A 22,862-nucleotide genomic window follows, 5' to 3' on the forward strand; every position below is an offset into this window, starting at 1 on the left:
CGTCCCCGCCGCCGGGATTGGTCCACTCGGCCCGCGGCCGGGCCGCACCCCGCCGAGCGACCGCGCAGGCCCTCGTCCGGGGCGGCGGTTCGGCCGCCGCGGAGGTGCCGCGGCAGGCCCCCTCACCGGCCGGCCGAGCACCTCACAGGCTCCGTGCCGGCGGCGCGGGACGCACCACCGACGTCCGTAGGTTAATTCCGGGTAGAGATCACAACGAGCAGGCGCGCCGTGCACTTGCGCCACAGCAGTCACATTTCCACCACTTCCGCGGCGCGTGCAGCCACCGTATTCCTTTCCCCCGGACGACGAATCCCCTTCGGCGGTGCGACACCGCAGCTCAGAGCGGTGTCGCGCGTCCCTCCCGCACGATCCGATCGACCACGGTGCCGAGCACCTCTTCGACGGTGATACCCACCAGCAGATGATCACGCCAGGCGCCGTCCACATCGAGATATCGGCGCAGCAGCCCCTCCTCGCGGAAACCCGCGTGCCGCAGCACCGCCTGGCTGGCCAGGTTCTCCGGCCGCACCGTCGCCTCCACCCGGTGCAGCCCGACCGGGCCGAAGCAGTGGTCGAGGCCGAGCGCGAGCGCCGCGGTGGCCACGCCCTTCCCGCTCAGGTCGCGCGCCACCCAGTAGCCGATCCAGGCCGAGCGCAGCGCACCGCGCACGATATTGCCGACCGTGATCTGCCCGGCGAAGTCGCCGTCCACCTCGATCGCGAGCGGGATCATGGCGCCGCGCCGCGCCTCCGCCTTCAACCCGGACCAGAGCGACGGCCAGTTCGAGGCGTGGTTGCGCGCCTCCCAGGTGCCGCGGCCGGTCGGCTCCCACGGCTCCAGGTGGTCGCGGTCGCGCAGCCGGATCCGGCTCCAGGCGGCGGCGTCCCGCAGCCGCACCGGCCGCAACCGCACCTCACCGGCGGCCACCAGGACCGGGCCGATCTTGGCCGGCCACCCCGGATGCTGCGCACCACGGAGAACGCTCATACCCGGCACGCCTCAGCCGCGCTGGGAGAGGAACGCGACGCGCACCTCGTCACCGGTGCGGATCTCGGTGTCGTCCGGCTCCATGACGATCAGGCTGTTGGCCTCGGCCAGCGTGGCGAGCAGGTGCGAGGAGCCGTTGGTGCCGTTGCCGAGCGGCTGCACCAGGTAGTCGCCGGTGGTCTCGTCGCGCATGAGCTGCGCGCGCAGGTACCCCTTCCGCCCGGCCATGGAGGTGACCGGCATGATCGTCCTGGCCCGGATGATTCGGCGCATGGGATGCCTGCGGCCGAGCGCGATCCGGATCAGCGGGCGCACCATCACCTCGAAGACGACGAGCGCGCTCACCGGGTTGGCCGGCAGCAGGAAGGTCGGCACCTCGTCCCGGCCGAGCCGGCCGAAGCCCTGCACCGAGCCGGGATGCATGGCCACCCTGGCGATCTCCAGCTCGCCGAGCCCGTCCAGCGCCTCGCGCACCTGCTCGGAGGCCCAGCCGCCGACCGCGCCCGCGATCACCACCACCTCGGAGCGCATGAGCTGCCCCTCGACCACATCGCGCAGCCTGCGCGGATCCGAGCTGACGATGCCCACCCGGTTCACGTCGGCGCCCGCATCGCGCGCGGCGGCGGCCAGCGCGTAGGAGTTCACGTCGTAGACCTGCCCCGGCCCCGGTGTGCGATCGATATCGATGAGCTCGCCGCCGACCGAGATCACCGAGAGCCGCGGCCGCGGATGCACCAGCACCTTGTCCTGCCCGACCGCGGCGAGCAGCCCCACCTGCGCCGGGCCGATGATCGTTCCGGCACGCACCGCGACGTCGCCTGGCTGCACGTCGTCCCCGATGCGGCGCACGTAGTCGCCGGAGCGCACCGGCTCGTAGACCTTGATCCGGGCCCGGCCGCCGTCGGTGAAGTCCAGCGGGAGCACGGCGTCCGCGAGCGTCGGCAGCGGCGCGCCGGTGTCCACCCGGACGCTCTGCCTGGGCTGCAGCCGGATCGGCTGCCGGGAACCGGCCACCACCTCGCCGACGACGGGGAGGGTGAGGTCGACGAGTTCGCCGGTCTCGTCCCTGATGTCGGAGCCGGCCGCCGAGACGTCGACGCTGCGCACCGCGTAGCCGTCGATGGCGGCCTGGTCGAAGCCGGGGAGCGGCCGTTCGGTGACGACGTCCTCGGCGCACAGCAGCCCCTGGGCCTCCGAGATCGCGACCCGGACCGGCCTCGGCGCGACCGCGGCGGCGGTCACCTTGATCTGCTGATCCTCAACCGAGCGCATCCAGCCCTTCCCTGCTCCTCTCGCACGCCGCCGCTACCGCAATCGGTACCGGCGTGCGTACAGCCGGGCGGCGAACACATTCGTACCCGACGTGTCCACCGCCCGTGAAATTCGACCGCGCCCGTCAGTCGTAGGTCGTCAGCTGGGGATCCCAGTCCGGGCCGAGCCGGTGCTGCAGCCACTCCCGAAGGGCCGGGCCGTACTCCTCCCGTTCCAGGGCGAAATCGACCGCTGCTCGAAGATAACCGCCCGGGTTGCCCAAATCGTGGCGCGACCCACGGTGGACCACGACATGAACCGGATGTCCCTCCGCGATCAGCAGCGCGATGGCGTCGGTGAGCTGGAGTTCGCCGCCCGCGCCCGGCTCGATCCGGCGCAGCGCGTCGAAGATGGCCCGGTCCAGCAGATACCGCCCGGCGGCGGCGTAGGTGGAGGGCGCGTCGGCCAGCGCGGGCTTCTCCACCATCCCGTTGACCCGGAGCACGTTCGGGTTCACCGCGTCCGGCACCACCTCGACGTCGAAGACGCCGTAGGCGCTGACCTGCTCCTTCGGCACGTCGATGGCGCACAGCACGGAGCCGCCGCGCTTCCGCCGCACCCGGCTCATCACGTCGAGCACGCCGGAGGGGAGCACCAGGTCGTCCGGGAGCAGCACGGCGATGGCGTCCTCGTCGTCGTCGAGCACCGCCTCCGCCTGGGCGACCGCGTGGCCGAGGCCGAGCGGCTCCTCCTGCACCACCGCGCTGACGTCGAGCAGCCCCGGCGCCCGGCGCACCTTCTCCAGCGCCTCGATCTTGCCGCGCTCGGCGAGCGTGCTCTCCAGCACGAGGTCCTCGACGAAGTGCGCGACGACGCCGTCCTTACCGGGCGAGGTGACGATCACCAGCCGCTGTGCCCCCGAGTCCGCGGCCTCCGTGGCGACCAGCTCGATCCCCGGCGTGTCGACCACCGGCAGCAGTTCCTTGGGCACCGTCTTGGTCACGGGCAGGAAGCGCGTCCCCAGCCCCGCCGCGGGCACCACAGCCGTGCGGAAAACCGATACCCCGCCATTCGCCGACCGTCCGGCCTTCGCTGTCATACGCCTACCCTATCCATCCATCACATCGCGGGTCCGCCGCTGCGGCGGCTCGCCATTCCGCTGAGCCTATGGTGACGTTCATGGAGATGCCCGGTGAGCGCGGAAAACATGCATGGCGCGACGACATCCTGACCCGCCGGGACCAGCTCTCCACCGCGCACCACGATGCCGAGGCGCTGGCGCTCGCCGAGACGATAACCACAGTTCTGTCCGCGCCGGTCGGTCCCGGCGCCCGCACGGTGGCGGCCTACGTCCCGGTGCGCGGCGAGCCGGGCGATCTGCGCATGCTCGACGCTCTGACCGGGGCCGGCGCCACCGTGCTGCTGCCCGTGACCGGTGAGCCGGGGCCGCTGAGCTGGGCCGTCTACACCGGAGCCGAGCACCTGGTGCGCCGCCGCTTCGGGCTGCGCGAGCCGGACGGCCCGGTACTGCCGCCCGCGGCACTGGCCGCTGCCGATGTGATCCTCATCCCCGCCCTCGCCGTCGACCGCCGCGGCGTGCGGCTCGGCCGCGGCGCGGGCTACTACGACCGCTCGCTCGAGCTGGCGGCGCCGGCCGCGCGCCTCATAGCGGTGGTCCGGGACGAGGAACTCGTGCCCGTACTGCCCGAGGAGCCGCACGACCGCCGGGTGGGATGGGCCTTGACGCCGAACGCCGGTACGACACCGCTCGGCGCCGCTGAGGCCCCTTCCTGACCCGGGAATGGAGATCCGATTGGCAACGTTGGCACTGTCGGCGGTAGAGTGCTAGACCGACACAGTCCCGGAGGATCTCGATGCCTACTTACTCGTACGCGTGCACCCAGTGTGACAATCGGTTCGACATCGTCCAGTCCTTCAGCGACGACACGTTGACCGAATGCCCCGAGTGCACCGGCAGGCTGCGCAAGCTCTTCAACTCCGTCGGCATCGTCTTCAAGGGCAGCGGCTTCTACCGCACCGACAGCCGGGGCGGCTCCAGCACGGCGACCGACCCCGCGAAGTCGGATTCGAGCTCGTCCGGCTCCGATTCGTCGTCGAGCACGAGCACCACCCCGGCGGCTTCTGCTCCGGCATCGGCTTCCTCCTCTGGTTCGTCGAGCACGAGTACCGCTGTCGCGAGCTGACATTAGGCGTCCGGCCGGTGCCCGAGGCGCCGGCCGAGCCGAGTTGTCCACAGCTCCACCGCTATCCACAGGGGCCGGTTCCAGCCGGTTCCCGGCCGGTGCGCCGCTCCTAGGCTTCGGCCATGCCTCGCACCGATTCCGCACTCCGCCGCTCCGCCCTCGGCTCCGAGAGCCGGGCACTGGAAGCGCTCCGCAACCGTCCGCCCTGGCTCGACGGCATCCTGGCCCGGCGTTTGCTCGCCGGTTTGCTGGCGCTCCTCGCGGGGGCGCTCTTCCTCCGCGGTGACCCGGGTGCCGCCCGCACCGAGGTCCTGGTCGCGAGCCGCGACCTGGCCCCGGGCAGCCTGCTCACCGACACCGATCTGCGCGCCGCCGCGCATCCGTCGGGCACGCTGCCGGAGGGCGCGGTGCGCGACTCCGCCGAGCTGCTCGGCGCCACCCTCACCGGGGCCATGCGGGCGGGTGAGGTCTTCACCGATGTGCGCACCGTGAATTCCCGGCTGGCCGGGGTGGCGACCGGCTCCCCTGATGCCAGGATCGTGCCGCTCCGGCTCGCCGATACCGCCGTCGCCGAGATCCTGCGCGCGGGTGATCGGGTGGATGTGATCGGCGCGGCGAGCGACGGTGCCGGGCGCGAGTCGGACCGCCCGCCGCGAACCCTCGCCACCGACGCGGCCGTGGTGCTGGTGTCGGCGGCCGGCGAGGGCAGGGGTGCGGAGCGGGTGGTGCTGGTGGCCATGGACACCGGTCCCGCCACCGCGGTGGCCGCGGCCTCGCTGAGCAGCGCGCTCACGGTGGTGTTCCATTGAGCGCCTGGCACGTGGAACGCGAAGGCGGGCCCGTCGCCGGAGCGACGGACCCGCCGGAGATCACGAGGATCGGAGTGCGATCAGCCGATGCTGAACGGCTGGCCCCACAGGGTCACGACCGACATCACGTTCTCGGTCTCCACCTTGACCCGCACGAAGGCGCGCGCCTGGGCGTAGCCGGCGCAGCCGCTCAGCCCGATGGTGGAATCGGCCCAGGTCACCGAGCCGTCATTGCCCTTGAAGGTGTTGTTGGTCGCGTGGTCCTCGTCGCCGTAGTCGTCCGGCTTCTCGATGTCGAGGACGTAGAAGGACGCGGCCTGGCCCGGGCCGAGCGACAGGTTGCCGCCGCCGGTCCCGCCGACGCTGCCGGTCACGTTCTCGCCATCGCTCCAGTCGAGGCCGCCCTCGACACCACCCTCGACACCGCCACCGGCGATGTTGACCTGGCAGCCGACGACGTAGCCCGGGTAGATCTTGCCGCCGACATCCTCGCCGCCGGCGATCGAGACCTGCGCGGAGCCGGAGACCCACGCGTTGCGGTGCACCGGGGTGGAGCCCAGCGACGGGCTGATGTTGGCCGACTCGCCGACCAGGCTGACCGTCACCACGGTGCCGTCGGAGAGCGTCTTGGTGATGGTGCCGCCCGGCAGGGCGACGAAGGTGTCGGCGTTGGCGGCGCCGGTGGAGAACAGGCCCATGGCGACCGTGGCGGCGGCGCCTACGCCTGCCACCCGCGCCAAGTTCTTACGGTTGATCATGTGTGTTACCCCTCGAGGGTCGTATTCGCGTCAGCGAGAAGAAGGTTCGGGAAGAGGTCGAGGTCAGCCGATGCTGAACGGCAGGCCGTACAGGCTGGTCTTCGAGTAGTTGTCGCCGATGATCTCGACGACGCTGTAGGCGCGGGCCTGCGCGTAACCGGCGCAGCCCTGGATCTCGATCTCCACATCCTGGTACTCCACCGAGTACACACCCGGCTTCAGGATGTCCTTCGCTTCGATCTGCACGAACTTGACCTCACCGGGGCCGAGGTTGAGCCCGACCGAGCCACCGATGGCGCCGTCGGTCAGCGTGATGCCGCCGGAGAGCCCGAGCCCGATGGCGTCGTCCGCGATGGAGACCTGGCAGCCGACGATGTAGCCGGTGTTCACCTGCGACGCGCCGTGCGTCGAGGAGTTGTTGCTGCCCGGCTCGTTGGCGGGGCCGTTGAACGGGCCCACCTCGCCCTCGGGGGTGGCGGTGACATCGGCGGTGGTGGTGCCCGACACCCAGACCACGCGGCCGGCGCCGTTGGCCGCCAGCGACGGCGAGACGATCGCGGTCTCGGCGGTGCGGGTCAGGGTGACGCCCGGGCCCAGCTTCTGGCCGTCCGGCAACGGCACGAAGGTGTCGGCGTTGGCGGCGCCGGTCGAAAGCAGGCCCATGGCAACGGCCGCGGCAGCGCCGACGCCCGCTACGCGGGCACCGCGGCGCAGACCGTTGATGCGGTTCTCGCTCATACTTCCCCTCATCAGGTTCGAACAGGCAGCTCGACCATCGAGACTGCACGTGGTCCTCTCAGGCCCAGCTCAGTTTGTCGCCCCTTTGTTGCCGTCATGTAACCGACTGTTATTTCGGCGCAACGCCCCGGTCCGGGTGATCGGAACAGGGATATGTCCGCGATGACGTGCCGACACGCGCTCGGATCTGCGGTGAAAGGCACCCGAAACGGACACATCCCTTCAGGGAGGATAAACGGGGGTAAACCAGACCGCACGGCGAGATTTCGTAAAGTTCACTGTGACGCATGTCACTGCTGAGTTCGGTACGGTGGGTGTTTGACATGCGTAAACGCGGGCACCGATCCGCGGTCGCCCGGGCAGCAGTAGTGCGAGTCACTCTTAGCCAAGGGCATTAAAGAAGTGCGGAAAGCGGCGGGGAAGCTGCGGTACGTCGTTCACTTGTCAGCTATTGAAGTTCCGGCCGGAAGGGACGCGGGGAGCCCCGCGCAAGGGTTCCGGGCGCAGCGGCGCCCGGCCGTATGTCAAGGCGGAGTTACCAAAAGGGGGAAGGGGGCTCAACCGTGATGCGGTGGCACCTGGGAGCGCAGCCAGCTATCGCCGGAATCGTCTCGGCGTTCGTCGTCGCCGCGTTCGTCGCGGGTGGTCTCCGGCAGCGCGTCGCCGAAGATGCGGGCGAGACGCGCCGCGTCCCCCGCCCTGGGCGGGCGGGGGGCGTCGGAGGCGTCGCCGGCGGGAATTACTCCGCCAATCCGGAGAGTTCGTCGACCACCCGGCTGGCGAGCGGGCTGAGCGTCGCCATGCCGTCGCGGACGGCGGCGCGGGAACCGGCCAGGTTCACCACCAGGGTGCTGCCGGAGACACCGGCCAGGCCGCGGGAGAGCACCGCGTCGAGCGAGCCGGCCACCCGGCCGGAGGAGCGCAGCGCCTCGCTGATGCCGGGCAGCTCGCGGTCGAGCACCTGCGAGGTGGCCTCGGGGGTGACGTCGCGCGGCGACATGCCGGTGCCGCCGACCGAGATCACCAGGTCGACGCCGCCGATGACCGCGGTGTTCAGCGCATTGCGGATCTCCACCTCGTCGGCCTGCACCGAGACCGAGGCGTCGACGAGGAACCCCGCCTCGGTGAGCAGTTCGGTGACCAGCGGGCCGATCGAGTCCTCGGCGCCGTGCGCCGTCCGATCGTCGACGACAACCACCAGTGCCCGCCCCGCCACAGGAGCATCGATTTCCATGCTGCTCACCGTAGCGCCAAGCGGCGACAGCCCGACCGAACCCCCGGGCAGTACCCGCATCATCGGCCCGCCTCCGCCGGTGCGGCGTCCAGGGTCACCTGAACGGTCTTCGGATTGTTGCCCTGTTCGTCGGTGTAGGTCACCGTCACCTTGTCTCCTGGTTGGTGGGAACGGACCGCGGCGATCAGCGCGTCACCGGAATCGATGACGCGATCGTCGACCTTCGTGACGACCGCTCCGGCCGGGATCCCCGCCTTGGCGGCGGGCCCGTCCTGGGTCGCTTCGAGCACCTGCGCCCTGGTGTCCTGCGGGCGCAGCTTGATGCCGATCTGGGCGTAGGTGGCCCGGCCGGTCTTGGTCAGCTGGTCGGCGACGCGGCGGGCCTGGTCCACCGGGATGGCGAAGCCGAGGCCGATCGAGCCGCTCTGCTGGCCGCCGGTCTCGCCGCCGAGGGTGGCGATGGCGGTATTGATGCCGATGAGCTTGCCCTCGCCGTCCACCAGCGCGCCGCCGGAGTTGCCCGGGTTGATCGCGGCGTCGGTCTGCACCGCGTCGATCACCGGGTTGACGCCGGGGGCGGTGCCGGAGCCGCTGGTCGAGACCGGGCGGTTGAGCGAGGAGACGATGCCGGTGGTGACGGTGCCCGCCAGGCCGAGCGGGGAGCCGATGGCGATCACCGGCTGGCCCACCTGGAGGTCGGCGGAGCTGCCGAGCTCGATCGGGGTGAGGCCGGTCTTGCCCTCGGCCTTGATGACCGCGAGGTCGGAGACCGGGTCGGCGCCGACGATGGTGGCCGGGGCGGTGGAGCCGTCGCTGAAGACGACCTCCATCCTGGCGCCGGTGCCGCCGCCGGTGGCGACGTGGTTGTTGGTGAGGATCAGGCCGTCCGAAGAGAGCACGACGCCGGAGCCCTCGCCCTCGGCGCGGTTGCTCGCCACCTTGATCATGACGACGCTCGGCAGCACCTTCTGGGCCACCGCCTGGATCGAACCGGAGGGTGCGTTGGAGACCGTGTTCACGTTCGGCTTCGGGGCGTCGAGGGCGTTGGAGACCGTCGAGGTGGCGTCGCGGTCGACCGCGACGGCGCCGACGACGCCGCCGATGCCGCCGCTCACCAGGGCGAGGGCGAGGGCTCCCGCGACCAGCGCGGTGCGGCGCGGGCGCTTGGCCGGGCCGGGGTCGGAGGGGCCGCCGCCGTACGCGGGCGGGACCGTGCCCGGGGGGACCGGGCCGCCCGGGGCGTAACCCGGGCCCGGGCCGTAAGGGGCCGGGATCGAGCCGGTTTCGTACCGCCCCTGCGTGTCGTGCCCGCCCGCACCGAAGCTCTGGCCGGCGCCGAAGGTGCTGGTGGCATCGTTCGGCCCGCCGCTGCCGTGCGCACCGAAAACGCTGGTGGCGTGCTCGGGCCCGCCTCGGTGCTGCGCGCCGAAAGCGCCGGCGGCCGACTCGGAGCTGTGAGCGTCCGGCCCACCGAAGACGTCGGTCGCGTCGTTCGGCCCGCCACTCCCGTGCTGCGCACCCCCAGCGCTGCTCCCCGACCCGGACCTGGCGGCGGCCTCATGCGCGCCGAACGCTCCGGTCCCCTGCGCGTGACCCTCCGGCGAGCCGAAAGCACCGCTAACCGGCCCGCCCTCGAAACCACCGGACCCCGCACCGAACCCACCCGCCCCGGGCGGGTTGTACCCACCCTGCGGCCCGTACGGCCCCGGCGCCCACGGCGAACCCGGCCCGGACGGCTGCTGGGTGGGGGGCGTGGCACCCGCGGGCTGCTCGCCCGCGCGGCGCTGGTTTTCCTCGGTCACGGCGAATCCTCGATGCTCGGCTGTGGGTCCTGCTCGTAGTACCCCCCAGCCTGCTCATCACGACTGAGAACGAACTGAGACGGCGCTATCAGTTTTCCGAGAGCTGCTCGGGCCTGCCTCCCTCACCGGGGAGCACGATGCGGATGAGCGCACCGCCGCGCTCGGAGGCGTCGACGGTGATGGTGCCGCCGTGCTTGGTCACCACCTGCTTGACGATGGCGAGGCCGAGCCCGGAGCCGGGCATGGAGCGGGAGGCGGTGGTCCGGTAGAAGCGCTCGAAGACCAGCTCGCGCTCGGCGGGCGGGATGCCGGGGCCCGCGTCGTCGACAGCGAGCTCGAGCAGGCCGCGGCTCACCTCGCGCATGGTGACGAGGACCCGGGCGCCGCCGGGGCTCCACTTGGCGGCGTTGTCGAGCACATTGAGCACGGCGCGCTCCAGCCCGGCCTCGTGGCCGTAGACGAACCAGGGCCGCAGCTCGGCGACGAATTCGATGGCGCCGCGCCTGCGCCGGGCGCGCTCCAGTGCCCGCTCGGCGACCTCGCCGAGGTCGACGCGGTCGTAGACGGTCTCCGGGGCGTCCTCGCGGGCCAGGTCGACGAGGTCGCCGACGAGGGTGGAGAGCTCCTCGATCTGCCCCATGACGTCGGCGCGCAGCTCGGCCATATCGTCCTCGGGCAGCCGGGGCGCGCCCGGCCTGCTCGAAGCGATGAGCAGCTCCATATTGGTGCGCAGCGAGGTGAGCGGGGTGCGCAGCTCGTGCCCGGCGTCGGCGACCAGCCTGCGCTGCCGGTCCCTGGACTCGGTGAGCGCGCGCAGCATGGTGTTGAAGCTCTCGGTGAGCCGGGCGAGTTCGTCGTCGCCGGTCACCTGGATGGGGGTCAGGTCGTCGGTGCGGGCGATCCGCTCGGTGGCGGCGGTGAGCCGGGCGATCGGGCGCAGCCCGGTGCGGCCCACCGCGGTACCGGCCGCGGCGGCGAGCACGACGCCGCAGCCGCCGACCACGAACATGAGCCAGGCGAGCCGGTCGAGCACCTCCCTGGTCGGCTCCAGCCGCTGCGAGACCACCAGCGTGGCCCCGGAGTTGGTGCGCCGCGCGAGCACCCGCTGGTTGTCGACGGTGCGCAGGGAGAATTCGCGCTGCCCGGCGGCGACCGCCATCTCGTCGGCGCCGACCGGCGGATCGGTCGGCTGCGGGGGCACGTACTGCTTGTCGTCGCCGAAGATCAGCGCGACGCCGACGTCGTTGGAGTAGAGCCCGGCCAGGATGATCGAGTAGAAGCCGAGGCTGTCGAAGTTGTTGTCGATGAGCGTGGCGGCGCGGGCGCGCAGCTGCGAGTCGACGTCGGCGTAGAGCGAGCGCGCCACCATGGCGTAGGCGGCGATCGAGGCGAGCGCGACCGCGATGGCCACCACCGAGGCGGCGAGCAGGGTGACCCGCCAGCGCAGCGAGACCGAGCGGGTGAGCGGGGTGGGCGGGCGCATCTCCGGCGGCAGCGGTTCCGGCGCGCGCGGCTCGGCCGGGCGCGCGTTGCCGAGGGTGGCGATCACCGGTCGCCTGGCGCTGCGGGACATGGCGGTCACGGCGGGGTCTCGCGGAGCACGTACCCGACGCCGCGCACGGTGTGGATGAGCCGCGGCTCGCCCTCCGCCTCGGTCTTGCGGCGCAGGTAGCCGATGTAGACCTCGAGCGCGTTGCCGGAGGTCGGGAAGTCGTAGCCCCAGACCTCCTCCAGGATCCGGCTGCGGGTGAGCACCCGGCGCGGGTTCGCCATCAGCATCTCCAGCAGCGAGAACTCGGTGCGGGTGAGGCTGATCGACCTGGTGTCCCTGGTGACCTCCCTGGTGACCGGATCCAGCGACAGATCCGCGAACGTCAGGGTCTCCGAGGCCTCGCCGGGCGCGGTCCCGGTCCGGCGCAAGAGCGCGCGCAGCCGGGCGAGCAATTCCTCGAGCGCGAACGGCTTCGGCAAATAGTCGTCGGCGCCGGCGTCGAGTCCCGCGACACGTTCGGAAACGGAATCCCGCGCCGTCAAAACCAGAATCGGAAGGTCGTCTCCGGTACTCCGCAGCCTGCGGCATACCTCCAGACCGTCCAGCCGTGGCATCATCACATCCAGCACCAGCGCATCGGGGCGCTGAGCGGTCGCCTTCTCCAGTGCGTCGACGCCGTCGACCGCCAGATCCACCGTGTAGCCGTTGAAGGTCAGCGACCGGCGCAACGATTCGCGAACGGCGCGGTCGTCGTCGACTACCAGAATCCGCATGTGACCAGTGTGGCCCCACCGACTGAGAGCCGACTGAGAGGGTGTGTCCGACACGCCGTGGCGCGACTCGCCGGGGATCTCGGCGGATCCATCTCGGAACGATCACGGTCCGGTCACCGACGATGACCAGCGCCTTTTATCCGAAGTCGCCGAAGTGCTTCCGGGCGGACGGGCCGATAGCCCCGAAAGGCGTTCTGCGGTGCCATATTCGAGAAAAACATACTGAGTACCCCAGATTGCTCACGCTCACGCAGCGCGGTATGTTCACCGCGGTAAAAAGAAGACCCTTCGTTGGTTCTGTGATGCGGGTTGATCCACATCCGACGAGCAGCCACGCGCCGCCGGGGGTCACTCGTGAAGCGGAGGCGACGGAAGCGGATGGAAGCTGCACCGCGATCCTGGCAATTCAGCCTGTCGAACTGGTCCGTCACCCGCAAGGTGGGGATCGTTCTGGTGCTGCCGGTACTGCTGGCGACCGTGTTCGCGGTTCTGCGTATCAACAACGAGTTGCGCACCATGGAGCAACTCCACGCAGCGACCGAACAAGCGATCATCATCCGGCCGGTCGTCCGGTACGGCACGGCCACCGAGCAACTCGCCATCGCGGCGTCCTCCTCCTGGGGGAACATCGCGGACCCGGCGACCGCGGCCGCGCTGACCCGGTTCGACCAGGCGCTCGCCGAACTCGAGGTCGCGATGCAGACCACCGAGGTCAGCGGGAAGGTGACCGCGGAGCTGGCCTCCGCGGTGGCCACCGGGTCGACCATGCGCAACAGCCTGCGCAACGGCTCGCCGGCCATGGTCGGTGAGCAGGCCGACGAGATCGCGGCCAGGATCGGCAACGCGCTCGCCCGCTCGCCCTCGGTCGACGACCTGGTGATCCAGCGCTACTTCCTGCAGCTCGGCGCGATCCAGTCGGCGCGCCGCACGCTCACCCAGCAGCAGCTGCTGATCGGCATGCCGGATGCCGCGCGCAACCCGGGGGTGCAGGCCAAGGTGCTGATCTCGGCGGGCGCCGAGATGACCATGATCTCGACCTACTCGCTGATCCTGCCGGAGAACGCGGGGAACCTGCGGCCGCTGATGGACGCGGTGCAGACCCGGCTCGCGGCCTTCAGCCAGAACGTCGGCGACCCCTCGGCCAACCCGGTCGTCGCGGATTCGCTGCGGGCCAGCAGCGACACCTACGCCGTCACCACCGACCAGCTGATGGAGATCATCGACGGGTCGCTGGCCTCCAGGACGGTGGACGCGCAGGCCGGCGCGCTGCGCGAGGCGAGCATCGTGATCGGCACGCTGCTGGCCGGGCTGGCGCTCGCGCTCTCGGTGGCCCGCACGCTGGTGGTGCCGGTGCGCAGGCTGCGGCGCGACGCGCTCGAGGTCGCGCACGTCAAGCTGCCGGACGAGCTCGCGGTGGTGCGCGCCGGCGGCGCCACCCCGCAGATCACCCCGGTCGGCGTGCACAGCACCGACGAGATCGGGCAGCTGGCCCGCGCGGTGGACGAGATCCACGAGCAGGCGCTCGCGCTCGCCGCCGAGCAGGCCCGGCTCCGGGTGCAGATCGGCAATATGTTCGAGACGCTCTCCCGGCGCAGCCAGTCGCTGGTGGAGCAGCAGCTCACGCTGATCGAGGAGCTGGAGCACGACGAGGACGACGGCGAGCGGCTGCAGAGCCTCTTCCGCCTCGACCACCTCGCCACCCGCATGCGCCGCAACGGCGACAACCTGCTGGTGCTGGCCGGTACCCAGCTGCGCCGCGGCCAGCTGCACGGGGTCCCGCTCTCGGACATGCTGTGGAGCGCGGTCTCCCAGGTGGAGGATTACCAGCGGGTGGAGATCGGCTCGGTGCCGGAGGGCGTCGTGCCCGGCGAGCCCGCGGTCGACATCGAGCACCTGCTGGCCGAGCTGATCGACAACGCGCTGCGCTACTCGCCGCCGACCACCGCGGTCGCGGTGATGGTGGCCCGCGCGGTGGACGGCGGCTACCTGATCGAGATCACCGACCGCGGCCTCGGCATGGCGTCGGAGGATCTGCAGGCCACCAACGAGCGGCTGGCCTCCGGTGGTGAGGTCAATGTCGAGACCGCGCGCCGGATGGGGCTCTTCGTGGTGGGCAGGCTGGCCAAGCGGCACACCATCACGGTGAGCCTGCGGCGCACCTCGACCATGGCGCAGCAGCCGGGCATCACCGCCAGCGTGCACCTGCCCGGCGCGCTGGTCGCGCCGCAGCTGGACCACACCGACCCGAGCGGCAAGCAGCTCGGCGGCCGGGACGACGGCTTCGGCTCCGCGCCGACCCGCAACCTGGTCCCGGTGCCGAGCCTGCCGCAGCGCGAGACCGCGAGCAACGGCTTCGGCACCACCACCAACGGGCTGCCGCAGCGCCGCCCGGCCATGCGGGTGGCGGACGCGCCGGAGCAGCCGAGCATTTCGGTGCCCGGCCGCGGCGACCGCTCCGGCACCGACCGGCCGCGCACCCCCGCGTTCGGCGCGGAGGAGCCGTCCCGGACCACCGGCAGCTTCCCGGTGACCGACCCGCACAACCCGCCCACCGGCACCGACCTGTGGGCGGAGAACAAGGACGATCCGGCCGACGACGGCGACTTCGCCCAGTTCACCAGCCGCTCCGGGCTTCCGGTGCGCAGGCCGGGCGAGCACGCGCCCGCCGCGGTCCGGCTGGACGGCACCGACCGGTCCGATCGCGCGGCGCAGCCCTCGGCGCGCGACGACCGGCGGGCCGAGCCCGCCGACACCGGCGAGCAGCCGGCCGCCCGCCGCCCGGTGCCGGATTACGACGGCCCCGAGTACGCCACCCAGGCGTACCGGCCGTTCGACCGGCCCGCGCACACCGGCGAGCAGCAGCGGGTCCGGCGGGCCGAGGAGACCGACGACGGCCGCGAGCAGACCGGCTCGTCCCGGCTGCAGCCCATCGCCGGGGAGTCTCCGACCCCGATCTACCAGCGCATGGTCTCCGAGTGGCTGGTCGAACCGGCCTCCTCGGAGGCGGCTCCCGGCTCCTGGTCGTCGCCGGCCGACGCGGGCTGGTCCGCCGCGGCCGACGCGAGCAAGCCGACCACCTCCTCGCGCACCGCGGGCGGGCTGCCCATCCGCAGGCCGGGTGCGCAGCTGGTACCGGGTGGCCTCGCCCAGGCGGAGGAGCAGGGTGACCGCGACCCTGAGGAGATCCGCACCAACCTGACCAGGCATCTCAGCGGGGTCCGCAGTGGGCGGGCCAATGTGCAGTACAACGACGGAGGGCTTGCATGACCAACGCCAACAAAGGCACCACGGACGAGAACTTGAACTGGCTGGTCGCGCGGTTCACCCGGGATATCCCCGGTGTCTCGCATGCCGTCCTGGTCTCCGCCGACGGCCTGCTGCAGGCCACCAGCCCGCACCTGCCGTCCGACCGGGCCGAGCAGCTGGCGGCCGTCACCGCCGGGCTGGCGAGCCTCTCCGCGGGGGCCGCGCAGCTGTTCGACGGCGGCAAGGTGATGCAGTCGATCGTCGAGATGCAGCGCGGGTACCTGCTGGTGATGAGCGTCGGAAACGGCTCGCACCTGGCAGTTCTCGCCAATAAATCGCACGATATCGGCCGCATCGGGTACGAGATGGCCCTGCTCGTCGACCGGGTCGGCAGTGTCGTGTCGGCGACCGCGCGGACCGCCGTCTGAGCTTGCCATGTCCAGCCCGCACGGCTCCGGACCGTATCGACCTCCCACTCGCGTCCGGCCCTACGCTCTGACCTCGGGGCGGACCGAGCCCGCGGTGGACCTGCCGCTCGAAGCGGTGATCGAAACCCTGTCGCACAACGCGCATCTCGACTGGCCGTCCGGTGATATCCGCACCGAGATCCTGCGTCTCGGAACGCACCGGTTGTCCGTCGCCGAGATCGCCGCACATCTGGACCGCCCGCTGGGTATGGTCCGGGTGGTGATCGGCGATCTCGTCGTGGACGGCGCCATGCGCATGCACATCACACTGACCGAACAGACGAGCTTCAGCGAGCGCCGTACCCTGATGGAGAGGACATTGCGTGGACTCCGCGCCCTTTAGGAAACAAGGGCCCGAAAGCAAGATCGGGCCCGAAGGCAGCACCGGGCCCGATGACGCCGATACCAGGACCGCGTCTACCAAGATCGTGGTGGCGGGCGGGTTCGGCGCCGGGAAGACGACATTCGTCGGCGCGGTCTCCGAAATCGTGCCGTTGCGCACCGAGGCCATGGTCACCCAGTTCTCGGACGGCATCGACGATCTCGCCGATACCCCGCAGAAGGAGACCACGACGGTCGCCATGGATTTCGGGCGGATCATCCTGCCGGGCAACCTCACGCTGTACCTGTTCGGCACGCCCGGCCAGCGCCGGTTCTGGTTCATGTGGGACGACCTGATCCGCGGCGCGATCGGCGCCGTCGTCCTGATCGACACCCGCAGGCTGGAGGACAGCTTCGCCGCGGTGGACTTCTTCGAGGCCCGCGGGCTGCCCTTCCTGATCGCGGTGAACCGCTTCCCGCACGCGCCGCGCTTCCCGATCGCCGAACTGCGCGAGGCGCTCTCGGTGCGCGAGGGGGTGCCGATCGTCGACATCGACGCGCGCAACGCGGTGGAGGTGCGGCAGGCGCTGGCCGCGGTGACCGAGTACGCCATCGCGGAGCTCAAGTCGCAGGAGCTGGAAGGGGCCGCACGGCATGGCTGAGCTCCAGCTACTGGCGAGCGGAGGCGCCGAGGTCGACCTGTTCGTCCTCGGGCCCTGGATCGCCGGGCTCTCCGTGGCCATCTCGGTGCTGGGCGCGGTGGTCGGGTTCGCCTGCATCGTGCACAGCGTGCGCTCGGCCCGCTTCCGGCTGGTCTGGCTGACCGCGGCCGCCGTCTCGATCGGCGGCATCGGCATCTGGCTCGCCACCTCGGTCACGCTGCTCGGGTTGGATGTCTCCAGCACCGTGCTCCGCTACGACCTGGCCTACCAGATCGCCGCGCTGGTGGTGGCCTTCGCGACGGTGCTGATCGGGCTGCTGCTGCTCGGCCGCACCTTCCGGCTGCCGCTGCTGCTCGCCGGCGGGCTGGTGATGGGGCTCGGCACCGCGACCACGCTGTACCTGAGCCTCGGCTCGATCAGCGTGCAGGGCAAGGTCGATATCGCGCCGTGGCTGGCCGCGCTGGCCGCCGTGGTGGCGGTGCTGGTGTGCGCCGGGGCGCTGTGGTCGTTCCAGGCGCTGCGCGGCAGACCCGCCAGGGCGGCGACCACGCTGCTGTTCGGCCTCGGCATCGCCGGGGTGTACTACCTCGGCCTCTCGGCGCTGGAGTTCGAGGTCGATCCGACCGCGACGGCGCCGGAGGGCATGGAGCTGTTCGATTTCGTGTTCCCGATGTTCGTGATCGGGCTGCTCTCGCTGACCATTCCGATCAGCGCGGTGCTCATCGCGCCGGATCGCCGCGCGCTGGCCGCGACCGCGCCCGCGCCGCGTCCGGATCTCGAGCCCGCGCACTGACCGGCTCGCACGGCGACCGGGGAGGGAGCGGGGCGTGACCCCGGAACAGGAAGCCGTGCTGCGGGAGATCCGGCGGCAGCTGCGCTTCCCCGAGCCCGCCGGGCTCGGGGAGCCGGATGCCACGCTGGCGGGCGCCGTGGCCGCGATCCGGGCCGACACCTCGGCGCTGCGCGAGCAGGCGGAGGCGTTGCGCGGCCAGATCGTGGCGCTGCGGACCGAGATCAGCGAGCTGGAGGCCACCACGGCCGATCTCGCGGCGGAGCTGCGCTCGCTGCTGGAGCGGCGGCTGCCGTTCCCGCTCTCACTGCTGGAGGGGCCGGCTGTAGCGCTGGTGGAACGGCTGGAATCGCTGCTGCCGGCTCGGCCGGGCGAGCTCGCCGCTCCTACCGATGATCGGGAACATCGCCCCTGAAACGGGGCGGGAATCCGCTGGTGGAGCTTGGCGATGAGCGGGTTCCCCTGGGGCACCGGCTAAACCGGGCTTTCGAGGAACCCGCCCTCCCGCACGAGGGTACCGGTGCGGATCGGTGAAATCCACTCATTCGGCAGGACTTTTATAGGGGTCGAAACCTACCTGTGGTCTGGACCACGCTCTACCGCAAACTTTTCGCATCGCCGATCGAAACATCGTGAAAGGTCCGGCGGGTTAAGGGGATCGCGGCGCGTTTGCCCAGTGCATCCACTCCGTCGAGGGCCCTTGCGCTGGATCACGTCGCGTGTTCCCGGGTTGCCCCGCCCGGAACCGGGCTATTGTCGGCGCGCACGACGCATCCGGGTTCGTTCGTTCGAAGGAGTTCCGCATGGCTGTCACCGTCTCGCTCGACAAGGCCCTCGACAAGGCGTTCGAGGACAAGTCGCTGCAGGAGATTCTCGCCGCCCCGCCCTCGGCGTTCGCCGGGCTCACCGAGGCGGCGGATCAGAAGTTGCTCGACGTGCTGAAGATCAAGACGATCGCCGATCTGGGGAACAACAAGTACTTCCGCCTGGCGGCGGCGCTCGTCGATCTCGCCGGGCGCGAGGGGTAGGTCTTCCGCCGCGTCGGCCGGTGCTCGCGCGGCGCGAGCACCGGCCGATCCCCTAGATCCGGGACGGGTCCACGAGCCCGCGCCGGACCGCGGCGACGAGTCGACGGGGCACCCGGTGCGCAACCCCGCCAACGGTGACCTCGACAAGGTCGGGAGCGACCGCTTTCCACTGCGCCCGCCGACTGCGGGTATTGCTGCGCGACATCCGCCGCTTGGGAACCGCCACGACCTACCCCTCCCGCCCGGGGCGAGCCCGCCGCCCGTACTTGCGCTCGAACTTCTCGACCCGCCCCGCGGTGTCGAGCACCCGATTCGCCCCGGTCCAGAAGGGATGCGAATCCGAGGTCACGTCCACCACGATGAGCGGGTAGCTCGCGCCGTCGGTCCACTCGATGCTGCGCGAACTGCCTGCGGTGGAGCGGGTCAGGAACCGGGTCCCGGTACTGGAGTCCTCGAAGACCACCGGACGGTACTCCGGGTGAATCCCTGCTTTCATGCGTTGTCCTCTCTGTGCAGGCTCTCCGCGCCGACCCCGGACGGGTCGGCGCACGGCTCGGTGTGCTTTTCGCCGAACGGGTCCTCCCACCCGGCGACGAGCTGCGGCGCCCGCGCCACCTGCAGCAGCTCGTCGTCCTCGACCAGCGCCCAGTGCAGGGCGCGGCGGATCTCGGCCGGGTCGGCGTCGTGGACGAGCACGACCAGCGAGACGTGCCGGTCGCCGAAGCGCTCGTCCCAGCGCAGCGCGGCCAGCGCGGCGCGCTCCGGCTCGGTGGCGGCCCGCTCGGCCGGGGTCATGGCGGCCAGCCACCGCCCCGCTCCCCCGACCCGGAGCCCGCCGCCCGCCGACTCCAGCCACACCACGTCGGCGGGCTGGGTGGCCAGCCAGATCCGGCCGCGCGCGGTGACGACGCCGTCCAGCAGCACGTCCAGCGCCTCGTGCAGCCGGGCCGGGTGGAACGGCCGGTCGGCGGCGAACTCCACCCACTCGACGCCGTGCTCCCGGCTCAGCGGCGGCTGCCCGCGCAGCAGCGGTGCGTGCGGGTCGAAGCCGTCCCGGGTGCGCTCGGGCACCACGGCCAGCAGCGCCTCCAGTTCGGCGGCGAAGAGCTGCTCGGGTTCGGTGCCGGGGCCGCCGGGCCCGGCCGGGACCGCCGGATCGGCGGCGGCGAGTCCGGCGCCCGGCTCGATCCGCAGCGCCGGGACACCGGGGACGAGCCGGTGCAGCACCGCCTCCGTGCGCGCCCGCCGGAGCGGATCCGCGCACCCGGCGATCAGCAGCGCGTCGGCGGACTCGGCGACGGCGAGCGCCACCTGCGCCACCGTGCGGTCGTCGTCCACCGTGGTCAGGCCGCGCTCGGCCAGGGTGTCGTCGCCGGTGGCGTCGGCGAACCAGCCGCTCTCGTCCAGGCAGCCGAGGACGGCGTGCACCCGCACGTCGCGGCTCGCGGGCGCGTCCGGCCTGCCGACCATCCCCGCCACCACCACGTGCTCGATCGCCTCGCACACCGCCGCCGCCTCGAAGGCGGCATCCAGGTCGAGCACGATGCGGCGCACCGGCTCCCGCACCGCGAGCGTGCGCAGCAGCGGGAGCAGGTCGCCGCGGAGCGTGCAGGAGACGCAGCCGTGCGCGAGCTCCAGCACGGAGAGCTCGGCGCGCTCGCCGTCCAGCACGGTCCGCCGGACCACCCCCTCACGGAGGTCACGCAGATCGTGCCGGACGACGACGGTGCCGGGCGCGCGGAGCAGCGCCTCCGGCACGCCGCGCGGGCCGGTGCCGGTGAGCAGGACGACGGGGGTGCGCCGGTCGGACGCGGGGACGGATTCGGCCACCGGAACAAAACCCTTTCGGTAACGGTTTTCATTTGCTGTGAGCCGACGCTACAGTGTCGAGCGACCGTTGTCGAAAACGATATTCAACTAGGAGGTGGGGTCGTGTCGGCCCACTGCCAGGTCACCGGGCGCGCACCCGGGTTCGGCAAATCCGTCTCGCACTCGCACAAGCGCACCAACCGGCGCTGGGATCCGAACATCCAGCGTAAGACCTACTACCTGCCGAGCGCGGGGCGGCGGATCACGCTGACCGTCTCCGCGAAGGGCATCAAGACCATCGATCGCGACGGGATCGAGGCCGTGGCCGCACGGCTGCGGGCCCGCGGCGTCAAGTTCTGAGGAGGGGCACATGGCCTCGAAGTCGACCGAACTCCGGCCGATCGTGAAGCTGAAGAGCACGGCCGGAACCGGTTACACCTACGTGACCAGGAAGAACCGGCGCAACGATCCGGACCGCATGGTGCTGCGGAAGTACGACCCGGTCGTGCGCAGGCACGTGGACTTCCGCGAGGAGCGCTGATGGCGAAGAAGTCGAAGATCGCGCGGGATCTGCAGCGCCGGGTGATCGTCGCCCGGTACGCCGAGCGGCGGGCCGAGCTGAAGGAATTGGTCCGCAGGCCGGGCACGCCGGACGAGCAACGCGCCGCTGCGCAGGCAGAACTGCGGAAAATGCCACGTGACGCCAGTCCGGTACGATTGCGCAATCGGGACGCCGCCGACGGACGACCGCGCGGCCACCTCCGGAAATTCGGGCTCTCGCGGGTCCGGGTGCGCGAGATGGCGCATCGGGGCGAGCTGCCCGGTGTGCACAAATCGAGCTGGTAGATCATCCACGATCGCGTAGAAGGAAGCCGTCAGCATGGCAGTGAAGCGAGCACCGTCGAAGAAGGTCCGTGCCGAGCAGGCGCGCCGCCCGAAGAAGAACCCGCTGATCGCCGCGGGCATCGAGCACGTCGACTACAAGGACGTGAACCTGCTCCGCACGTTCATCTCCGATCGTGGCAAGATCCGCAGCCGCCGGGTCACCGGGCTCACCCCGCAGCAGCAGCGGCAGGTCGCCATCGCCGTCAAGAACGCCCGTGAGATGGCGCTGCTGCCGTTCACCAGCCGCTGACCTCGGCGACCAGCGAGGCCCGGTGCGCGCGCACCGGGCCTCGGTCGTCTCACGGGATGGTGAGCACCTGGCCCGGGTGGATCAGGTCCGGGTTGTCGACGCCGCTGGCCGCCGCGATCTCGTGGTAGCGGTTGCCGTCGCCGTAGAAGCGCTCGGCGATGGCCCACAGGGTGTCGCCGGGCTCGACGGTGTGCGTGCGCGGCGCGGGCGGCGGCGGGGGCACGTCGGCCGGGGCCTGCTCGAAGGCGGGCGCGGCGACGGCCTCGGCGACCGGCTCCGGCTCCGGGGCGGGCTCCGCGGCCGGCTCCGGGGCGGGCAGCGGGTTGTCGGTGTCGGTGCCCGACGCCCACAGCGCGCTGCCGTCGGTGCCGTAGAGCACCACATTGCGATCGGGCTGCACCACCAGGCGATCGGCCGACTGATCATTGGTCTCGGTCGACCAGGCGGCGTCGCTGCCCTCCTTGTACAGCACGAAGTTGCCGTCGTGCTGCAGCACCGCGTTGCGCACACCCTGATCGTGGGTCTGGGTGGACCACACCACGGTGCCGCCGGGCTCCGACAGCACCAGGTTGCCGTCGTTCTGCAGGGTCAGGGTGTAGGCCCCGCCCGTCAGCGACTGCCCCAGCCCGAGTTCTTCACCTACGCGCAGCGTATCGACCACGTTCGTCCTTCCGGGAAATGTCTGTATTGCCGATTGCGGTGTGCCACCGAGCGTTCGGGGCAAACCGTCACCGAATGTACTGACGTTCGGCGGGAAGCGCCCGTGCCGTGCGCGGGATTCGCTCACAGTTCACCGGCGGGCCGTGCGCCGCCCCGGTGCGCGGGCAGCGGCTAGGGTCGGTGGCATGGCCCGGATTTCGTCGCCGCGGCGGGTCGCCGCGCTCGCCCTGCTGCTCGGTACCGTTCTCTGCGCCGGGTGCGGTGGCTCCGGGACGGAGGCGAACGACGATGTTTCACAATCGGTTTCGGCCACCTCGGCGGCGCCGAGCACGCCGGTCGAGGGCGAGCCCGGGCTGCCGGCGCGGCCCTTCACCGAGTCCGCGATCCTGGTCGACGCGCACCCGATCCCGTTCACCTCGTACTCCCGGGTGGGCCCGGATCGGCTCGCGCTGGTCTTCGAGACCGGTTCGCCGGAGTGTTACGGCGTGGCGGCAAAGGTCATTGCGGAGACCGATTCCACCGTGACGGTGGAGCTGCGGGCGGGCAGCAGGCCGGAGGCGGCGAACCGCATGTGCACCATGATCGCGGTCACCGGCAGCCTCGAGGTGCAGCTCCCGTCCCCGCTCGGCCAGCGCCTGGTCCTCAGCGCCGCATAGCGGTGCGCCCGGCGCCGCGTTGCCGCGCGGCGGTGCGCC

Annotated in this window: 29 protein-coding genes; 15 read left to right on the forward strand and 14 right to left on the reverse strand. The window is 71.5% G+C overall.

Annotation, left to right across the window (positions count from 1 at the left end; translation table 11 throughout):
• Nucleotides 1-337: 337 nt before the first annotated feature.
• The 3 genes from AB0H71_RS24475 to AB0H71_RS24485 all read right to left on the reverse strand — a co-directional run bounded on the left by AB0H71_RS24475 (nt 338) and on the right by AB0H71_RS24485 (nt 3,338).
• Complete coding sequence (locus AB0H71_RS24475) at nt 338-988, reverse strand: GNAT family protein (RefSeq protein WP_357025174.1); 651 nt, start codon at nt 986-988, stop codon at nt 338-340.
• Between the two features lie 12 nt (nt 989-1,000).
• Nucleotides 1,001-2,260 (reverse strand): gephyrin-like molybdotransferase Glp, encoded by a 1,260-nt coding sequence (gene glp, locus AB0H71_RS24480; RefSeq protein WP_357025177.1) that lies wholly within the window; start codon nt 2,258-2,260, stop codon nt 1,001-1,003.
• A 124-nt stretch (nt 2,261-2,384) separates the two neighbouring features.
• A complete protein-coding gene (locus AB0H71_RS24485; protein WP_357025180.1) occupies nt 2,385-3,338 on the reverse strand; it encodes a UTP--glucose-1-phosphate uridylyltransferase in 954 nt (317 codons plus the stop codon).
• An 80-nt stretch (nt 3,339-3,418) separates the two neighbouring features.
• Here AB0H71_RS24485 and AB0H71_RS24490 point away from each other — a divergent pair, with 80 nt between their 5' ends.
• The 3 genes from AB0H71_RS24490 (at nt 3,419) to AB0H71_RS24500 (ending at nt 5,252) form a co-directional block, all read left to right on the forward strand.
• Nucleotides 3,419-4,033, forward strand: coding sequence for a 5-formyltetrahydrofolate cyclo-ligase (locus AB0H71_RS24490; protein WP_357025182.1), 615 nt, complete (start codon nt 3,419-3,421; stop codon nt 4,031-4,033).
• 80 nt (nt 4,034-4,113) lie between these two features.
• The gene (locus AB0H71_RS24495; RefSeq protein ID WP_357025185.1) at nt 4,114-4,443 is read left to right on the forward strand and encodes an FmdB family zinc ribbon protein; all 330 of its coding nucleotides are present in this window, start codon (nt 4,114-4,116) and stop codon (nt 4,441-4,443) included.
• Between the two features lie 122 nt (nt 4,444-4,565).
• Complete coding sequence (locus AB0H71_RS24500; protein WP_357025187.1) at nt 4,566-5,252, forward strand: SAF domain-containing protein; 687 nt, start codon at nt 4,566-4,568, stop codon at nt 5,250-5,252.
• A gap of 80 nt (nt 5,253-5,332) precedes the next feature.
• Here AB0H71_RS24500 and AB0H71_RS24505 read toward each other — a convergent pair whose 3' ends face one another.
• The 7 genes from AB0H71_RS24505 to AB0H71_RS24535 all read right to left on the reverse strand — a co-directional run bounded on the left by AB0H71_RS24505 (nt 5,333) and on the right by AB0H71_RS24535 (nt 12,049).
• The gene (locus tag AB0H71_RS24505; RefSeq protein WP_357025189.1) at nt 5,333-6,010 is read right to left on the reverse strand and encodes an MspA family porin; all 678 of its coding nucleotides are present in this window, start codon (nt 6,008-6,010) and stop codon (nt 5,333-5,335) included.
• Between the two features lie 63 nt (nt 6,011-6,073).
• On the reverse strand, nt 6,074-6,748 hold the full coding sequence (locus AB0H71_RS24510; protein WP_357025192.1) for an MspA family porin: 675 nt from the start codon (nt 6,746-6,748) through the stop codon (nt 6,074-6,076).
• Between the two features lie 557 nt (nt 6,749-7,305).
• On the reverse strand, nt 7,306-7,488 hold the full coding sequence (locus AB0H71_RS24515) for a hypothetical protein (RefSeq protein ID WP_357025571.1): 183 nt from the start codon (nt 7,486-7,488) through the stop codon (nt 7,306-7,308).
• On the reverse strand, nt 7,488-8,042 hold the full coding sequence (locus AB0H71_RS24520; RefSeq protein WP_357025574.1) for a MogA/MoaB family molybdenum cofactor biosynthesis protein: 555 nt from the start codon (nt 8,040-8,042) through the stop codon (nt 7,488-7,490). Before AB0H71_RS24520 ends, AB0H71_RS24515 begins: the two co-directional genes overlap by 1 nt.
• The gene (locus AB0H71_RS24525; protein WP_357025576.1) at nt 8,042-9,256 is read right to left on the reverse strand and encodes a trypsin-like peptidase domain-containing protein; all 1,215 of its coding nucleotides are present in this window, start codon (nt 9,254-9,256) and stop codon (nt 8,042-8,044) included. The genes AB0H71_RS24520 and AB0H71_RS24525 overlap by 1 nt, the downstream gene beginning before the upstream one ends.
• Nucleotides 9,257-9,872: 616 nt before the next feature.
• Complete coding sequence (locus AB0H71_RS24530; RefSeq protein ID WP_357025578.1) at nt 9,873-11,267, reverse strand: HAMP domain-containing sensor histidine kinase; 1,395 nt, start codon at nt 11,265-11,267, stop codon at nt 9,873-9,875.
• Between the two features lie 95 nt (nt 11,268-11,362).
• A complete protein-coding gene (locus AB0H71_RS24535; RefSeq protein ID WP_067653194.1) occupies nt 11,363-12,049 on the reverse strand; it encodes a response regulator transcription factor in 687 nt (228 codons plus the stop codon).
• 378 nt (nt 12,050-12,427) lie between these two features.
• Here AB0H71_RS24535 and AB0H71_RS24540 point away from each other — a divergent pair, with 378 nt between their 5' ends.
• From AB0H71_RS24540 to AB0H71_RS24570, 7 genes are all read left to right on the forward strand, one after another.
• Nucleotides 12,428-15,316 carry an ATP-binding protein gene (locus tag AB0H71_RS24540; RefSeq protein ID WP_357025195.1) on the forward strand — a complete coding sequence of 963 codons (2,889 nt, stop codon included), beginning with the start codon at nt 12,428-12,430 and terminating at the stop codon, nt 15,314-15,316.
• The gene (locus AB0H71_RS24545) at nt 15,313-15,723 is read left to right on the forward strand and encodes a roadblock/LC7 domain-containing protein (RefSeq protein WP_067653199.1); all 411 of its coding nucleotides are present in this window, start codon (nt 15,313-15,315) and stop codon (nt 15,721-15,723) included. Before AB0H71_RS24540 ends, AB0H71_RS24545 begins: the two co-directional genes overlap by 4 nt.
• A gap of 7 nt (nt 15,724-15,730) precedes the next feature.
• On the forward strand, nt 15,731-16,105 hold the full coding sequence (locus AB0H71_RS24550; RefSeq protein ID WP_233020518.1) for a DUF742 domain-containing protein: 375 nt from the start codon (nt 15,731-15,733) through the stop codon (nt 16,103-16,105).
• A gap of 88 nt (nt 16,106-16,193) precedes the next feature.
• Entirely contained in the window at nt 16,194-16,745 is a 552-nt protein-coding gene (locus AB0H71_RS24555) for an ATP/GTP-binding protein (protein WP_233021019.1), read from the forward strand.
• The gene (locus AB0H71_RS24560; protein ID WP_357025200.1) at nt 16,738-17,538 is read left to right on the forward strand and encodes an MHYT domain-containing protein; all 801 of its coding nucleotides are present in this window, start codon (nt 16,738-16,740) and stop codon (nt 17,536-17,538) included. Before AB0H71_RS24555 ends, AB0H71_RS24560 begins: the two co-directional genes overlap by 8 nt.
• 34 nt (nt 17,539-17,572) lie before the next feature.
• The gene (locus AB0H71_RS24565) at nt 17,573-17,950 is read left to right on the forward strand and encodes a hypothetical protein (RefSeq protein ID WP_357025203.1); all 378 of its coding nucleotides are present in this window, start codon (nt 17,573-17,575) and stop codon (nt 17,948-17,950) included.
• A gap of 388 nt (nt 17,951-18,338) precedes the next feature.
• A complete protein-coding gene (locus AB0H71_RS24570) occupies nt 18,339-18,563 on the forward strand; it encodes a hypothetical protein (protein ID WP_357025206.1) in 225 nt (74 codons plus the stop codon).
• Nucleotides 18,564-18,615: 52 nt separating this feature from the next.
• Here the strand turns inward: AB0H71_RS24570 and rpmF are convergent, their stop codons facing one another.
• The 3 genes from rpmF to AB0H71_RS24585 are packed head-to-tail and all read right to left on the reverse strand — an operon-like array spanning nt 18,616 to nt 20,393.
• On the reverse strand, nt 18,616-18,789 hold the full coding sequence (rpmF, locus tag AB0H71_RS24575; protein ID WP_357025209.1) for a 50S ribosomal protein L32: 174 nt from the start codon (nt 18,787-18,789) through the stop codon (nt 18,616-18,618).
• A gap of 3 nt (nt 18,790-18,792) precedes the next feature.
• Nucleotides 18,793-19,059 (reverse strand): type B 50S ribosomal protein L31, encoded by a 267-nt coding sequence (locus tag AB0H71_RS24580; protein WP_357025212.1) that lies wholly within the window; start codon nt 19,057-19,059, stop codon nt 18,793-18,795.
• Nucleotides 19,056-20,393: a GTP-binding protein gene (locus AB0H71_RS24585; RefSeq protein WP_357025215.1), complete on the reverse strand. Its 1,338-nt coding sequence runs from the start codon at nt 20,391-20,393 to the stop codon at nt 19,056-19,058. The genes AB0H71_RS24580 and AB0H71_RS24585 overlap by 4 nt, the downstream gene beginning before the upstream one ends.
• 102 nt (nt 20,394-20,495) lie before the next feature.
• On the opposite strand from AB0H71_RS24585, the gene rpmB reads away from it, so the two are divergent.
• The 4 genes from rpmB to rpsR are packed head-to-tail and all read left to right on the forward strand — an operon-like array spanning nt 20,496 to nt 21,507.
• Nucleotides 20,496-20,732, forward strand: coding sequence for a 50S ribosomal protein L28 (rpmB, locus tag AB0H71_RS24590; RefSeq protein WP_357025218.1), 237 nt, complete (start codon nt 20,496-20,498; stop codon nt 20,730-20,732).
• 10 nt (nt 20,733-20,742) lie between these two features.
• On the forward strand, nt 20,743-20,913 hold the full coding sequence (gene rpmG, locus AB0H71_RS24595) for a 50S ribosomal protein L33 (RefSeq protein WP_357025221.1): 171 nt from the start codon (nt 20,743-20,745) through the stop codon (nt 20,911-20,913).
• Entirely contained in the window at nt 20,913-21,218 is a 306-nt protein-coding gene (rpsN, locus tag AB0H71_RS24600) for a 30S ribosomal protein S14 (protein ID WP_357025224.1), read from the forward strand. The genes rpmG and rpsN overlap by 1 nt, the downstream gene beginning before the upstream one ends.
• Nucleotides 21,219-21,252: 34 nt before the next feature.
• A complete protein-coding gene (gene rpsR / locus AB0H71_RS24605) occupies nt 21,253-21,507 on the forward strand; it encodes a 30S ribosomal protein S18 (protein WP_357025227.1) in 255 nt (84 codons plus the stop codon).
• 49 nt (nt 21,508-21,556) lie between these two features.
• Here rpsR and AB0H71_RS24610 read toward each other — a convergent pair whose 3' ends face one another.
• Nucleotides 21,557-22,168, reverse strand: coding sequence for a LysM peptidoglycan-binding domain-containing protein (locus tag AB0H71_RS24610; protein ID WP_357025230.1), 612 nt, complete (start codon nt 22,166-22,168; stop codon nt 21,557-21,559).
• Between the two features lie 184 nt (nt 22,169-22,352).
• On the opposite strand from AB0H71_RS24610, the gene AB0H71_RS24615 reads away from it, so the two are divergent.
• Entirely contained in the window at nt 22,353-22,823 is a 471-nt protein-coding gene (locus AB0H71_RS24615) for a hypothetical protein (RefSeq protein WP_357025233.1), read from the forward strand.
• The last annotated feature ends 39 nt before the right edge of the window (nt 22,824-22,862 follow it).

The sequence above is a fragment of the Nocardia sp. NPDC050697 genome (assembly GCF_040654395.1).
Classification (GTDB): domain Bacteria; phylum Actinomycetota; class Actinomycetes; order Mycobacteriales; family Mycobacteriaceae; genus Nocardia.